At 61.3% G+C, this 14727-nt stretch carries 14 protein-coding genes; 12 read left to right on the top strand and 2 right to left on the bottom strand.

Features of this window, described 5'->3' with window-relative positions; genetic code table 11:
- The first annotated feature begins 162 nt into the window (after positions 1–162).
- The 5 genes from surE to rlmD all read left to right on the top strand — a co-directional run bounded on the left by surE (position 163) and on the right by rlmD (position 5279).
- Entirely contained in the window at positions 163–900 is a 738-nt protein-coding gene (surE, locus tag ACQ4WM_RS04605) for a 5'/3'-nucleotidase SurE (protein ID WP_436545508.1), read from the top strand.
- Complete coding sequence (locus ACQ4WM_RS04600; protein WP_436545507.1) at positions 897–1799, top strand: protein-L-isoaspartate(D-aspartate) O-methyltransferase; 903 nt, start codon at positions 897–899, stop codon at positions 1797–1799. Before surE ends, ACQ4WM_RS04600 begins: the two co-directional genes overlap by 4 nt.
- 42 nt (positions 1800–1841) lie before the next feature.
- Positions 1842–2768, top strand: coding sequence for a peptidoglycan DD-metalloendopeptidase family protein (locus ACQ4WM_RS04595; protein WP_436545506.1), 927 nt, complete (start codon positions 1842–1844; stop codon positions 2766–2768).
- An 8-nt stretch (positions 2769–2776) separates the two neighbouring features.
- Positions 2777–3805 (top strand): RNA polymerase sigma factor RpoS, encoded by a 1029-nt coding sequence (rpoS, locus tag ACQ4WM_RS04590; protein WP_436545505.1) that lies wholly within the window; start codon positions 2777–2779, stop codon positions 3803–3805.
- A gap of 133 nt (positions 3806–3938) precedes the next feature.
- A complete protein-coding gene (gene rlmD, locus ACQ4WM_RS04585) occupies positions 3939–5279 on the top strand; it encodes a 23S rRNA (uracil(1939)-C(5))-methyltransferase RlmD (protein ID WP_436545504.1) in 1341 nt (446 codons plus the stop codon).
- On the opposite strand, the gene ACQ4WM_RS04580 is transcribed toward rlmD, so the two are convergent.
- Complete coding sequence (locus ACQ4WM_RS04580) at positions 5276–6646, bottom strand: hypothetical protein (RefSeq protein ID WP_436545503.1); 1371 nt, start codon at positions 6644–6646, stop codon at positions 5276–5278. The genes rlmD and ACQ4WM_RS04580 overlap by 4 nt on opposite strands.
- A gap of 275 nt (positions 6647–6921) precedes the next feature.
- Positions 6922–7608 (bottom strand): Bax inhibitor-1/YccA family protein, encoded by a 687-nt coding sequence (locus tag ACQ4WM_RS04575; RefSeq protein ID WP_436545502.1) that lies wholly within the window; start codon positions 7606–7608, stop codon positions 6922–6924.
- Between the two features lie 219 nt (positions 7609–7827).
- Between ACQ4WM_RS04575 and ndk the strand changes: the two genes are divergently transcribed.
- From ndk to ACQ4WM_RS04540, 7 genes are all read left to right on the top strand, one after another.
- Complete coding sequence (gene ndk / locus ACQ4WM_RS04570; RefSeq protein WP_183675977.1) at positions 7828–8244, top strand: nucleoside-diphosphate kinase; 417 nt, start codon at positions 7828–7830, stop codon at positions 8242–8244.
- 116 nt (positions 8245–8360) lie between these two features.
- Positions 8361–9536 carry a dual-specificity RNA methyltransferase RlmN gene (gene rlmN, locus ACQ4WM_RS04565; RefSeq protein ID WP_436545501.1) on the top strand — a complete coding sequence of 392 codons (1176 nt, stop codon included), beginning with the start codon at positions 8361–8363 and terminating at the stop codon, positions 9534–9536.
- A gap of 11 nt (positions 9537–9547) precedes the next feature.
- Entirely contained in the window at positions 9548–10336 is a 789-nt protein-coding gene (gene pilW / locus ACQ4WM_RS04560; RefSeq protein ID WP_436545500.1) for a type IV pilus biogenesis/stability protein PilW, read from the top strand.
- A gap of 67 nt (positions 10337–10403) precedes the next feature.
- The gene (locus ACQ4WM_RS04555; RefSeq protein WP_436545499.1) at positions 10404–11300 is read left to right on the top strand and encodes a helix-turn-helix domain-containing protein; all 897 of its coding nucleotides are present in this window, start codon (positions 10404–10406) and stop codon (positions 11298–11300) included.
- Between the two features lie 16 nt (positions 11301–11316).
- Positions 11317–12585 carry a flavodoxin-dependent (E)-4-hydroxy-3-methylbut-2-enyl-diphosphate synthase gene (ispG, locus tag ACQ4WM_RS04550; protein ID WP_436545498.1) on the top strand — a complete coding sequence of 423 codons (1269 nt, stop codon included), beginning with the start codon at positions 11317–11319 and terminating at the stop codon, positions 12583–12585.
- A gap of 28 nt (positions 12586–12613) precedes the next feature.
- A complete protein-coding gene (hisS, locus tag ACQ4WM_RS04545) occupies positions 12614–13975 on the top strand; it encodes a histidine--tRNA ligase (RefSeq protein WP_436545497.1) in 1362 nt (453 codons plus the stop codon).
- Positions 13976–14044: 69 nt separating this feature from the next.
- On the top strand, positions 14045–14713 hold the full coding sequence (locus ACQ4WM_RS04540) for a tetratricopeptide repeat protein (protein ID WP_436545496.1): 669 nt from the start codon (positions 14045–14047) through the stop codon (positions 14711–14713).
- Positions 14714–14727: the final 14 nt, after the last annotated feature.

Genomic DNA, 14727 nt, shown 5'->3' with positions numbered 1-14727 from the left:
AAAATTCAATTCTGCAAGGCTACGCGCTTTTTATGCCAGAATCTGGCGTAAATAAGTCTGTTTCTGGCATGAAAGGGCGGGTCATTGGCCAGCAATACAAACAATGCCCTATTGCATGGTCTGCATACGCAGTACGGGCGTTGCTTCGGGTAAAATCTTGGCATGAGAATTTTAATCAGTAATGACGATGGCTACCTGGCGCCGGGCCTGGCCGCGCTGGCCGATGCGCTGGCGCCGATAGCCGAGATCGTGGTGGTGGCGCCCGACAGCAACCGTTCGGGCGCCTCCAATTCACTGTCGCTGGACCGGCCGCTGTCGGTGCACAAGGCCGGCAACGGCTTTTATTATGTCAACGGCACGCCGACCGACTGCGTGCACGTGGCGCTGACCGGCATGATGCTCGAGCGCCCTGACCTGGTGGTGTCGGGCATCAACAACGGCCCCAATATGGGCGACGACACCCTGTATTCGGGCACGGTGGCGGCCGCCACGGAAGGCTATCTGTTCGGCATCCCGGCAATCGCCTTTTCACAGGCCGAGTATGGCTGGGTCAATCTCGATGCGGCCGCGCGCGTGGCGCGCGACATTGTCGAGCGCCGTTTTGACGAGCTGCAAAAGCCGTATCTGCTGAACGTGAATATTCCCGCCATTCCATATGATCAGCTGCAGGGCATCAGCGCCACCCGGCTGGGCAAGCGCCATTCGGCCGAGCCGGTGATACGCGCGCTCGATCCGCGCGGGCGCGAAATCTTCTGGATCGGCCCGGTGGGTGCCACCCGCGAAGCCGGCCCCGGCACCGACTTTCATGCGGTGGCGCAAGGGCAGGTGTCGATCACGCCGCTGCAGATCGACCTGACCCATGTGACGCAACTCGACGCGTTGTCGAAAGGCCTGGCATGAGCGACAAACCGCGCAGTGTTCCTCGCAGTTTTCCTTTATCGCTCGATGCCCTTTCCGGCAAGCCACAGCGCCAGGGTGCCGCACCCACGCTGGCCCAGTCGCGCATCGCCACGCCGCAAACGGCGACCCAGAACAAGGCGCAAAACGCCGTGCGCGGCAGTGCGCCAGCTTACGGCGCGCCAAACGGCATCACGCCGTCGCGCGCGCAGGCGATAGCCAATCAACGGGCGCAACCAGCCCCCGCGGCGACGGCCAGGCAAAACCCGCTGGTCTCGGACGCTGTGCGGCGCGCGATGGTGGCACGCATCGCCCGGCAGGGCGTCAAGGACCAGTTGGTGCTCGACGCCATGCAGGCCGTGCCGCGCCACCTGTTCGTCGACGAGGCATTTTCCTCGCAGGCGTATATCGATGCGTCGCTGCCGATCGGCCACCAGCAAACGATTTCCCAGCCGTATATCGTGGCGCGCATGATCGAAGTGATGCGCAATGGCGGCCCCCTGCAGCGCGTGCTCGAGATCGGCACCGGCTGCGGCTACCAGGCGACGGTGCTGTCGCGGGTGGCGAAAGAGGTGTTTTCCATCGAACGCATCAAGCCGCTGCATGAGCTGGCCAAGGCCAACTTGCGCCCATTGCGCGTGCCGAACCTGCGCTTGCAGTACGGAGATGGTATGCTAGGCTTGCCGCAGGCGGCGCCCTTTGACGGGATCATCCTTGCCGCAGCCGGCCTGGAAGTGCCGCAAGCCCTGTTGGAGCAATTGACGATAGGCGGGCGCCTGGTAGCGCCGGTGGGCGACAAATTACAGCGTTTACAACTCATTACCCGGGCAGGAAAAATGGAGTGGACCAGCGAAACCCTGGAAGACTGCCATTTCGTGCCTTTGTGCCCGGGCACCATCTGATCCGCGGATCAGCCAGCAAGCAGGACAGATAACGACATGCGAATGATGAAACAAACCAAGCTACTCCTCAGCGGCATCACGCTGGCCATGCTGCTCAGCGCTTGCGGCACCACCGGCGTGCAGGCGCCCGTGGTCGAACGCCAGCATGCGCCGGGCACCGCGGCAGCGAGCGAGGCGCGCGACCGCGATCCCGCCCTGTACACCGTCAAGCGCGGCGACACGTTGTTGCGAATTGCACTCGAACACGGCCAGAACTACCGCGACCTGGCGGCCTGGAACAACATCAGCGATGTGAACGACATCAAGGTCGACCAGGTGCTGCGCGTGCTGCCGCCGGCCGGCGACACGGGCGGCGCCCAGACTTCGGCCATCGTCATGCCGGCTGTCACCGAAGTACGCCCTGCCGCGCCGGTGGTGCCGAAAAAGAATGGTCCGCGCGGCGAGAAGCGGCCGTATTCCGATGCCACTTTGGCCGAATTGCGCAGCGATGCAGGCGTGTCCGAGACACCACCGGCCGCGCCGCTGGCCGTGCCAGCCAAACCGGCCGTGACTGCTGCCCCTGCGGCAGCGCCGGCCGCTGCCCTGCCTGCCAGTGGCGATGAAAAGCTCAGCTGGATGTGGCCTTCCGAGGGCAAGGTGATCGGCACTTTCGACGAAGGCAAGAACAAGGGCGTCGATATTGCCGGCAAGGCTGGCCAGCAAGTGGTGGCCGCTGGCGCCGGAAAAGTAATGTACGCTGGCAGCGGCATCCGGGGTTATGGTAATCTTGTTATCGTGAAGCACAGTAACAGTTTATTGTCGGCTTACGCGCACAACCGCAGCATTCTGGTGAAGGAAGGGCAGAGCGTCAGCAAGGGCCAGGCCATTGCCGAAATGGGCGATTCCGATGCCGACCGCGTCAAGCTCCACTTTGAGATCCGCCAGCAGGGCAAGCCCGTCGATCCGTCCAGGTTCCTGCCTAACCGTTAGGTAAAGCAATGAAAAACGCGCCGCACGATCCGCATGCCGATGAACCGGACCCGCACGACGAAGTGGTGGACGAGCTGCTGGCGGAGGATGAAGGCGAGTTTGACGGCATGGATACTGCCGAGGCCGACACTGGTGACGCGGCCGTCGCCAGCGTGTTGGTCGACAGCGTCGACGAATTGAAAAAAGTGCTGGCGGCCGAACTGTCGACCGACACCACCCAGCACTACCTGAACCAGATCGGCACGCGCCCGCTGCTGACGGCGACGCAGGAAGTGCATTACGCGACTCTGGCCAAGCAGGGCAATTTCGACGCGCGGCAAATCATGATCGAGCACAACCTGCGCCTGGTCGTGTCGATCGCCAAGCATTACATCAATCGCGGCGTGGTGCTGCTCGACATGATCGAGGAAGGCAATATCGGGCTGATGCGCGCCATCGACAAGTTCGAGCCCGAGCGCGGTTTCCGTTTTTCCACCTATGCCACCTGGTGGATACGCCAGAGCATCGAACGCGCCATCATGAACCAGGCGCGCACGGTGCGCCTGCCGGTGCACATGGTGCGCGAACTGAACCAGATCCTGCGCGGCAAATACCATCTTGAAGCGCAGCACCACGACGGCAAGGATGCGTCGGCCGAAGACATCGCCCATCTGGTGGGCCGGCCGGTGGAAGAGGTGCAGGATATCCTGGCTTTGTCCGAACACGCGACTTCGCTCGACGCCCCGCTCGACAACGACCCGCAGTCTTCCCTGATGGACATGCTGCCCGGCGCGGCCGAAGACAGCCCCGACGCGCGCGCCGAACACCATGAAATGACGTTGCTGGTGCGCGACTGGCTCGGCAAGCTACCCGACAAGCAGCGCGTGGTGATCATGCGCCGCTTTGGCCTCGACAACGACGATCCGGCCACGCTGGAAACGCTGGCCGAGGAAATGGGCGTGACGCGCGAACGGGTACGCCAGATCCAGCAGGAAGCCCTGATCAAGCTGAAACGGGCGATGGCGGCACGCGGCGTGGTGCGCGATTCGCTGTTGTAAGACGCTCTGGCCCGGTCGCTGCGGGCCTGCATCTGCTATCATACGCCCCGCTCGCGGCGCCTGACCTTTCTCCATCCTCCTTCAAGTTTCAGCGCGGCCCTGTGTCCTGGCCCACTTTTACCTATTGATCGCTATGCAAGAAAATATCATCGAAATCAAATCGCTCGACATGGACGCGCGCGGCGTCGGCCATATCGAGAATGAAGACGGCTCGCCGGGCAAGGTCGTGTTTGTCGAAGGCGCCTTGCCGGGCGAACGGGTCAGCTTCGTGACGTTCAAAAAGAAGAAAAACTGGGAAGCGGCCCGCATGACGGCGCTGCACCGCGAGTCGTCGCTGCGCGTGACGCCTAAGTGCAAGCATTTCGATTATTGCGGCGGCTGCTCGATGCAGCACCTGGAGCCATCGGCCCAGGTCGCCATTAAGCAGCGCGTGCTGGAAGACAATCTGTGGCATATCGGCAAGGTGCGCGCCGAAAACATCATGCGCCCGATGTATGGCCCGACCTGGGGTTACCGCTACCGCGCCCGCCTGTCGGTGCGCCACGTGAAGAAAAAAGAAACGGTACTGGTCGGTTTCCACGAAAAGAAGTCGGCATTTGTCGCCGATATCGACAGCTGCGAAATCCTGCCACCGCATATATCAAACATGCTGTTGCCGCTGCGCGCGCTGATCGGTTCGCTGTCGATCTTCGACCAGATGCCGCAGATCGAGCTGGCCATCGGTGAAGATGTCACGGCGATGGTGCTGCGCATTATGGCGCCGTTGACGGCAGACGACGAAAGCAAGCTCAAATCATTTGCCGACGAATACCGCGTGCAATGGTGGTTGCAGGTGAAAGGCCCGGAAACAGCCGTGCCGTTCTATCCGCTCGACCGGCAGCTGCACTATCTGCTGCCCGAGTTCGGCGTCAGGATGCCGTTCAAGCCGGTCGACTTTACTCAGGTGAACCATCATATCAACCGCGTGCTGGTGTCGAAAGCGCTGCGCCTGCTGGAAGTGCAGCCTGCCGACCGCGTGGCCGACCTGTTCTGCGGCCTGGGCAACTTCACCTTGCCGCTGGCTACGCAAGGCAGCGAAGTGGTCGGCATCGAAGGCAGCACCACCCTGACCGAGCGCGCGCTGGAAAACGCGCTGGCCAATGGCCTGTCGGAAAAAACTTCGTTCTCGACCCGCAACCTGTTTGAAGTCACCACTGAAGACCTGATCGCGCTGGGCAAGTTTGACCGTATCCTGGTCGATCCGCCGCGCGACGGCGCCATGGCCCTGTGCCAGGCGCTGGTCGGCCTGGCGCAAGTGCGCCCCGATATGCTGCCGAAACGTATCGTGTATGTATCGTGCAGCCCGTCGACCCTGGCGCGCGACGCCGGCATCCTGGTGCTGGAAGCGGGCTATAAATTGAGCAAAGCTGGTGTCGTCAATATGTTTCCGCATACTTCGCACGTGGAATCGATGGCGGTGTTCGACCTGGTTTAAGCAGGTGCCTGGCCGCTCAGGATGCTGATGCGGTCGGCCCACTCCTGGCGTACCAGCTTGCCCTCTTTGCGCAGCAGCGAGGCGCGCCGCTCTTTCAGGTGCTGCTGGCGGTAAGCTGCATCCACCAGCTTGATGTGCAAGCAGAATTCGTCGCAGGACACTTGCGCGCCGGCCCAGGGGCCTTGCCAGGTACTGGCGCCATTCTCATACACCAGCACGCCGCGCCCGTGGCGGTCGGCGGCGATCAATTCGCTCACGCCACCCTGCTTGTTGCCGGTATAGTGGATGAACACTTCTTCAGGCAAGGTGCTCAAGCCGGCTGCGCGCACGATTTCCTGCGCGGCAGCAGCTGCGCATTCTTTCGTTGCATGAGCTTGCTGCACTTGCGCCGCGTCGTCGTCACGCTGCTGCTGTTCCTTTTGCAGGCGCTGTTGTTCGGCGGCAGCGGCGAGCTGCGCTTCCTGTGCATCGAGCGGCGCTTGTACATGGGCGGCAATCGCCTTGCAGGTCTCTTCAACGGCATTGCCTGTGCTGAGATTGGTCGCGAAACTGAGGCGCCGCGTCTGGCCGTCGCTGGTGATGGTCATCCACAAGGTACCGAAGCCCGTGCCACTTTCGTAGGTGCCGCCGCTCAATTGTGTGGTGGTCACCGTGGTGGCGGGAATATGCACGGTAACCGAGTCGGCGCCGCTGTAGCCGGTCGCGATCGAACCGGGCACGTAGTGGGTGGTGTTGGACGTACGCAGAGCTGTTTGGGTTTTTTCACGAAACCAGGCGCTGACACTAGCCACCAGCAAAGGCGTGGTATCAGCTCTGCTCCTCTTGCGCGTGGCCAGCAGTGGCAACGCCAGGCGCTGGCGCTGCACCGGCAGAGCGTTGCCGTCTTCGTCTTCGATAGTGTCGGGCAGCAGGTCGAGTTGCACCAGTTCACTGCCGGGCTGGTAAGCGATGGTGATGGTCTTTGACCGGTAATGCGTGCTGTTGACCACGCCGCCCTTCAGCATGCGGTATTGGTGTTGCAGGTTGGTGCGCAGCATGCCGCCCACCCGGTACAGAAAGCCCAACAACAAGGCCAGTGGCAGGCTCGCATAAACGGCGCCCAGCGACATGCCGCCGATCAGTGTCTGCCCGCACCAATACGCCAGCGCCAGCAAGCCGAGCAAGCCCAGCACTTGCGTAGCGTCCTTGGGTAGCTGTCTGACGTACTGCGCCAGAAAAGCGCCATACGCCATCACGGCCAGCCAGATCGCGACCTGCTCATCGGTAATGCGCGTACCGCCGGCCGTCGTCGGCATGCCGAACACGACCACGCTGAACGCCACGTCAAGCAGCAGCAGCGCCGCCAGTGGCGGAAATTTTCCGCTCATCTTGTGTATCAACCAAGAAATACCAATGCTGGCGACAGTGACAATCAGGAGCGTGTTCAGGGTCATGGTGGGGATGTGTCAAGGGGAGACGGACCATTATAGAGGTGCATCGCTTGTTATTTCCAAAAAGAATTGTTCTATGTACAAACGTAGATATGTAAAAAAACCGGCCGAAGCCGGTTTTTATTGCTGCATCATTCCAAGGATAAGCGCTTCGCAAAAACGTTCAGGGCAAGGCGCCGCAACGCAGCCATGGACGTTTTTTGCGACTGCGCTTAATCGCGGCTGCCGCCGGCGAAGCCCAGCAGGGACAGCAAACTGGTGAAGATGTTGTACACGTCCAGGTAGATGCGCAGGGTGGCCGAGATGTAGTTGGTCTCGCCGCCGTTGATGATCTGCTGTACGTCATACAGGATGTAGGCCGAGAAGATCGCAATCGCCACCACCGAGATCACGATCGACAGTGCCGACAGGCCCAGGAAGATGTTCGCGATCGAGGCCAGGATCAGCACGATCACGCCGGCGAACAGCCATTTGCCCATCGCCGAAAAATCGCGCTTCGATACCGTGGCGATCGTCGCCATCACGGCCAGGATGGTGGCCGTGCCGCCGAAGGCTGTCATGATCAGCATGCCGCCGTTCGAGTAGCCCAGCGTGCGGGTCAGGATAGGTGTGAGCATCAGGCCCATGAAGAAGGTGAAGCCCAGCAGGACGGCGACGCCGAGGCCCGAGTTCTTGGTTTTTTCAATCGCGTACATGAAGCCGAAGGCCACCACCATGAAGATGATGAAGCCCATGCCGCCGGTCAGCATCGGCAGGTGCATCTGCACGCCGATAAAGGCACCCAGCACGGTCGGTATCATGGACAGCGCCAGCAGCCAGTAGGTATTGCGCAAGACCTGATGGCGTACTTGTTGCATGCCTCCCGACAGGTCAAAGGTGCGTTGCATGTTCTGATTCATAAAGCCTCCGTGTTGTCAAATCGATTTACTTCTTTCTGCAAGGATAGCATGGCCCCGCTTTTTTGCAAAAAAACCAGCTTAAGATTGCATTAAACGCAGTTGGGTTGCAGGATCGTGACGGCGATGCTGGGTGACATGGGGTGTAGTATGGTAAAATCGAAGGTTGATTGAACTATCAATTATTGTTTTAAACCTTTCTTTTTATTGGAGTTTTCACACATGGCAATCGAACGCACCCTGTCGATCATCAAACCAGACGCAGTTGCAAAAAACGTAATCGGCCAAATCTACAGCCGTTTCGAAAACGCTGGCCTGAAGATCGTTGCAGCCCGCATGACCCAACTGTCGCGCGAACAAGCTGAAGGCTTCTACGCAGCGCACAAAGAGCGCGGCTTCTTCAAGGACCTGGTTGACTTCATGGTTTCCGGTCCAGTAATGATCCAGGCCCTGGAAGGCGAAAACGCCGTTCTGGCCCACCGTGACCTGATGGGCGCAACGGATCCGAAAAAAGCAGAAAAAGGCACGATCCGCGCCGATTTCGCCGATTCGATCGATGCCAACGCCGTACACGGTTCGGACGCTGTCGAAGCTGGCAAAGTGGAAATCGCTTACTTCTTCCCAGAACTGAAGGCTTGATAGCCTTGGATAACGTTATTTCCTGGCGTTATCTGTGAAATAACTTTATCCCCACCCGTTTCCGCTGCGCTTGTTTCTTCTGCGCGCGGGGACGGATTTTTAGAATAGGCAACATCATGACGACGACTACCCTCACCAACTTGCTGGACCTCGATCCCGCGCAACTGATCGCTTATTGCGCCGAGTTGGGAGAGAAACCGTTTCGTGCGAAACAACTGCAACGCTGGATACACCAGTTTGGCGCCTCCGACTTCGACGCCATGACCGATCTGGCCAAGTCGCTGCGCGACAAGCTGGCTACGCGCGCCGAAGTGCGCGCCCCGGCGATTATCAGCGACCATACCTCGCTTGATGGCACCCGCAAGTGGCTGGTCGACGTCGGCAATGGCAATGCCGTGGAAACCGTATTTATCCCGGAAGAAAATCGCGGCACCCTGTGCATCTCGACCCAGGCTGGGTGTGCCGTCAACTGCCGTTTCTGCTCGACCGGCAAGCAGGGCTTCAACCGCAACCTCAGCGTTGGCGAAATCATCGGCCAGCTGTGGATGGCGGAATTCGAACTGCGCCGCACCAAGGGCATCGAGCCCGGTCCGAAGGGCGAGCGCCAGATCACCAACGTGGTGATGATGGGCATGGGCGAGCCGCTGCTGAACTTCGAGCCGACTGTCACCGCCCTGAAACTGATGCTCGACGATAACGCCTACGGCCTGTCGCGCCGCCGCGTGACCCTGTCGACCTCGGGCGTGGTACCGATGATGGACAAGCTGTCGCAGGAAGTGCCGGTGGCCCTGGCCGTCTCGCTGCACGCCTCGAACGATACCTTGCGCGATGGCCTGATTCCGCTGAACAAGAAATACCCGCTGAAGGAATTGATGGCAGCCTGCAAGCGCTATCTGGAATTCGCGCCGCGCGACTTCATCACCTTTGAATACTGCATGCTCGACGGCGTCAACGACAGCGACGAGCACGCACGCGAACTGCTGGCCCTGGTGCAGGATCGCGAGTTCGGCGTGAACTGCAAGTTCAACCTGATTCCGTTCAATCCCTTCCCCGAGTCGGGCCTGTTCCGCTCGAAAAACCCGCGCATCAAGGCGTTTGCCCAGGTGCTGATGGATGGCGGCATTATCACCACCGTGCGCAAGACGCGCGGCGACGATATCGATGCGGCCTGCGGTCAGCTCGCTGGCGAAGTCAAGGACCGTACGCGGGTGCAGGAGCGGATGGAAAAAATGACGGAATACCAGCAAAAGTTCGGCGCCAATTTCGGCAAGATCGTCGAGATCCGCTCCTGATGCGGGGAGGCATGGCTTACCCTCGCGCGCTTGCCATGGCTGTTGTCAGCCTGGCCGTGCTGCTGGCCGGCTGTGCTTCCACCGCAGACAAGGGGCAGGCTGCTTCCTTGCGCGAGCGCGCTGCACTGCGCCTGCAGCTGGCCAGCGCCTACTATGAGCAAGGCCAGTTCGGCGTCGCCCTGAGCGAGGTGGAGCAGGCGATTACTCTGGCGCCGGGCGATGCCAATGCACAGGCCCAGGTTCATGGCATGCGTGCGCTGATCCTCGCTGCCATGCGCCAGCCCGAGCCTGCTGAAAAAGATTTTCTTTACGCATTGCGCCTTGCGCCCCACAATCCCGAGTTGAGCAATAATTATGGTCAGTTCCTGTGCCAGACCGGGCGCGCGGCGCAATCGCTGGCGTATTTTGACGCCGCGCTGCAAGATGCTGCCTATGTGACGCCGGAAAAGGCGCTGAACAATGGCGGTGCTTGCAGCCTGGCGGTGAAGGATTATGCGCGTGCGAGCGCTTACTGGCTGCGCGCGGAGCGTATTGCGCCGGGCGTGGCAAGCACTTGCATTGGCCTTGCGCGCACGTATTACGAACAACAGGACTACCGGCAGGCGGCGCGTTATCTTGAGCGCCTTGGCGGTGTAACGATTATGGAAAGCCAGACGGCCGATGTGCTGTGGCTAGCGATCAAGGTGCGGCATAAGCTCGGAGATGCGGGTGCGGAAGCTGGCCTGGTAGCGCAATTGCGCCGCCACCACTCCGGCTCGCCCGAATATGCTGCTTATCAAAGTGGGGCGTTTGATGAGTGAGACAGGGATACCAATGAATTCAGAGCGGGCAGAAACACCTGAGCAGCAACCCCAGGGCAATCTTGCGTTGGCAGGCGCACAACTGAAGGCGCAGCGCGAAGCACTGGGCTGGCCGGTGGAACAGGTGGCTGAACAGCTCAAGCTGGCGCCGCGCCAGGTGGTGGCGCTGGAAGAGGGCGACATGGCGGCCTTGCCGAACCTGGCCGTGGTGCGCGGTTTCGTGCGCGCCTATGCCAAGGTGGTGCGGCTCGATGCGGCGCCGCTGGTGGCGATGATAGCAGTGCATCCGCCGACGCCGGTACAGGAACACCAGGCCACGCCGGCGCGCCGCGATATTTCCGCCACGTTTTCCGAGTCGCGCTTCCCGTCGATGACGCAGCGCTCCTCGCATTCCGGCGTGTGGATCGCCGGCGCCGTGGCGGTGGTGGCTGCTGCCGCTTTTGGCGCCTATAAAATGGGTTATGTGCCTGAAGCCCTGTTTGCCCATGGCGACAAGGACGCCGTGCATAGCGGCGTGACCGCGCCGGTGGAAACCACCCTGATCAAGCCGGGCCAGGATTTGTCGCCGGTGCAGACGCCGTCTGTGCCGCTGATTTCCGTGCCACCGGCCGGTGATGCCGGGACCGGGGCCGGCACTGGTGCGCCGGCACCAGTCACGGCCCCAGCGCCGGCTAGCGTGCCTGCGCCGGCAGCCGAGACGCCGGCGGCAGCGCCGGCCGTCGCCAGCGCCAATGCGCTGGTGCTGAAAGTGGAACAGGATTCCTGGGTTGAAATTCGCCGCCCTGGCAGTACGCCGCTGATTTCGCGCCTGGTCAAGGCGGGCAGCACGGAAACCTTTGATATCACCGGCCCTGCGGTGCTGGTGGTGGGCAAACCCGAAGTGGTGCAAGCGACCCTGCGCGGCGCCAGGCTGGAGCTGCCGCGCATTGCGGGCGGCACGATTGCCCGCGTGAACATCAAATAACTGACAAGATAATATTATGGTGACTTCGAATACAGCGATCGGCTCCGGCCCGTCCAGCCGGCGCGACAGCCGCAAGGTACTGATCGCCCACGGCCAGCGCCAGATCTGGGTGGGCGGCGACGCCCCCGTGGTGGTGCAGTCGATGACCAATACCGATACTGCCGACGCCATCGGCACGGCGATCCAGATCAAGGAACTGGCACGTGCCGGCTCGGAACTGGTGCGTCTGACGGTCGACCGGCCGGAAAGTGCGATGGCCGTGCCGTATATCCGCGACCAGCTCGACAAGATGGGCATCGACGTGCCGCTGGTGGGCGACTTCCACTATAACGGCCACACGCTGCTGAACGATTATCCCGATTGCGCGCGTGCGCTGTCGAAGTACCGCATCAATCCGGGCAATGTCGGCAAGGGCGCCAAGCGCGACACGCAATATGCGCAGATGATCGAAGCGGCCTGCCGCTACGACAAGCCGGTGCGCATCGGTGTGAACTGGGGCAGCCTGGACCAGGCGCTGCTGGCGCGCATCATGGATGAAAACGCCGGCCGCGACCAGCCCTGGCCGGCGCAGGCCGTGATGTATGAGGCGCTGATCACGTCGGCGATTGAAAACGCCGTGCGCGCCGAAGAGCTGGGCCTGGCGCGCGACAAGATCATTCTGTCGTGCAAGGTTTCCGGGGTGCAGGATCTGATCGCTGTCTACCGCGAGCTGTCCAGGCGCTGCGACTATCCGCTGCACCTGGGCCTGACGGAAGCGGGCATGGGCAGCAAGGGCATCGTGGCCTCGACGGCGGCGCTGTCGGTGTTGCTGCAAGAGGGTATCGGCGACACTATCCGCATTTCCCTGACGCCAGAGCCGGGCGGCGACCGCACGCGCGAAGTGATTGTCGGCCAGGAGATTTTGCAAACCATGGGCCTGCGCAAGTTCGCGCCGATGGTGATCGCTTGCCCGGGCTGCGGCCGTACCACCTCGACCACCTTCCAGGAGCTGGCCGACAATATCCAGACCTATCTGCGCGAGCAGATGCCGGAATGGAAAAAACTGTACCCGGGCGTGGAAGCGATGAACGTGGCTGTGATGGGCTGCATCGTCAACGGCCCCGGTGAATCGAAGCATGCGAATATCGGCATCAGCCTGCCGGGCACTGGCGAATCGCCGGCTGCGCCGGTGTTTGTCGATGGCGAAAAAGTGGTCACCCTGCGCGGTGAGCGCATCGTCGAAGAATTCCAGGATATCGTCCTGAAGTATGTCCAGAGTCATTACAGCGCAGCGACTGCCGCCTGAACCAATAAAAACAGAAAAGTAGAACCCCATGTCCGAACAGAAAAAAGCAGAAAAGATTACAGCAGTAAAAGGCATGAACGACGTGCTGCCGGCTGACGCGCCGCTGTGGGAATTGTTTGAAAACACCGCCCAGTCCGTGCTGCAAAGCTATGGTTTCCAGCAGATCCGCACGCCGATCGTGGAAGAGACGAAATTGTTCGCGCGCGCCATCGGCGCCGTCACCGATATCGTGGAAAAGGAAATGTACTCGTTCACCGATTCGATGAACGGCGACAACCTGACCCTGCGTCCTGAAGGCACGGCCGGCGTGGTACGCGCCGTGGTCGAACACAACCTCGTCTACGAAGGCCCTAAACGACTGTGGTACAAAGGCCAGATGTTCCGCCACGAGCGCCCGCAGAAAGGCCGCTACCGCCAGTTTCACCAGTTCGGCGTGGAGGCGATCGGCTTTGCCGGTCCGGATATCGATGCCGAACTGATCATGATGTCGCGCCGCCTGTGGGATGACCTGGGCCTGGAAGGCATTCGCCTGGAACTGAACTCGATCGGCGATGCCGCAGAGCGCCTGCGCCACCGTGCCGACCTGATTACTTACCTGGAAAGCCACAGCGAACTGCTCGACGAAGAAGCCAGGCGCCGCCTGCACAGCAATCCGCTGCGCATCCTCGACACCAAGAATCCTGCCATGCAGGAACTGGTCAATGGCGCGCCAAAATTGCTGGAATACCTGGGCGAAGAATCGCTGGCGCACTTCCACGGCCTGCAAAAGATTTTGAACCACAACAATATTCCGTTCACCATCAATCCACGCCTGGTGCGCGGCCTCGATTACTACAACCGCACGGTGTTCGAGTGGGTCAGCGACAAGCTGGGCGCGCAAGGCACGGTCTGCGCCGGCGGGCGCTATGACGGCATGGTTGAGATGTTCGGCGGCAAATCGACCCCGGCGGTCGGCTTCGGCATGGGCGTCGAACGCCTGGTGCTGCTGATGAAAGACGCGGCCGAGCCTGAACAGCCAGCCCAGTGCGATGTCTATCTGGTGCACCAGGGCGAGCAGGCGGACTTGCAAGCGTTTGTGCTGGCCGAGCGCATTCGTGACGCCGGCCTGGACGTGGTGCTGCACTGCGCCGCCAGCAATGGTGGCGGCAGCTTCAAGACGCAGATGAAAAAGGCCGACGCCAGCGGCGCGTCGTTTGCCGTGATCCTCGGCGACGATGAAGTTGCCAACCACGTCGCTACCGTCAAAGCGATGCGCGACGCCGAAGGCGCGGCGCAGCAGAACACGGTGCCGTTCGACGATGTCGTCGATTACGTGGTCGACCAGATTATCGGTGACCATGATTGCGGTCATGACCACGGCCCTGGCGGCCATGTGCATCACCACCATTGAACTACGTTGCCACAGCGATGTGGCAACATGGCGTACCCCTCGATCCACTACTCATTACACTGACGACTCATGGCATACGATCACGAAGAGCAAGAACAACTGGCATCCCTCTCGGCATGGTGGAAGCGCTACGGCAACCTGACCTCCTGGGTCCTGATCGTGGCGCTGGCCGGCTACAGCGGCTGGGCCGGCTGGCAGTATTACCAGCGCACGCAGGCCGCGCAGGCAGGCCAGCTGTACGATGAGCTGCAAGGCGCCATCGCCGCCAAGGACACGGCCAAGATCCAGCGCGCGGCCGGCGACATGCAGTCGCGCTTCGGCAGCACGGCGTACGCACAGATGAGTGGCCTGGCTGCGGCCAAGGCGGCCTTCGACGCGAATGACATGAAAACCGCCAAGGCCCAGCTGCAATGGGTGGCTGACCATGGCAACGAAGAGTACAAGGTGATCGCCAAGCTGCGCTTAGCTGGCGTGCTGCTCGATGAAAAAGCCTACGACGACGCCCTGAAGGCCTTGTCGGGCGCCAGCGTGCCGCAATTTGCCGGTGCCGTGGCCGACCGCAAGGGCGATATCCTGGTCGCGCAAAACAAGCTGGCCGATGCGCGCACCGCCTACCTGGCCGCGTTCACCGCGACCGACAAGAACAACCCGGGTCGCCAGCTGATCCAGGTGAAACTGGAAGCGATCGGCGGCAGCGTGCCGGAAGAGAAGGCCAAGACCGCACCAGCGGCTGCCTGATAGTCCTTACAAGT

It is taken from the genome of Janthinobacterium longum (assembly GCF_051380735.1).
Taxonomy (GTDB): domain Bacteria; phylum Pseudomonadota; class Gammaproteobacteria; order Burkholderiales; family Burkholderiaceae_D; genus Janthinobacterium.
This window is presented reverse-complemented; position numbering and strand designations above follow the sequence as displayed.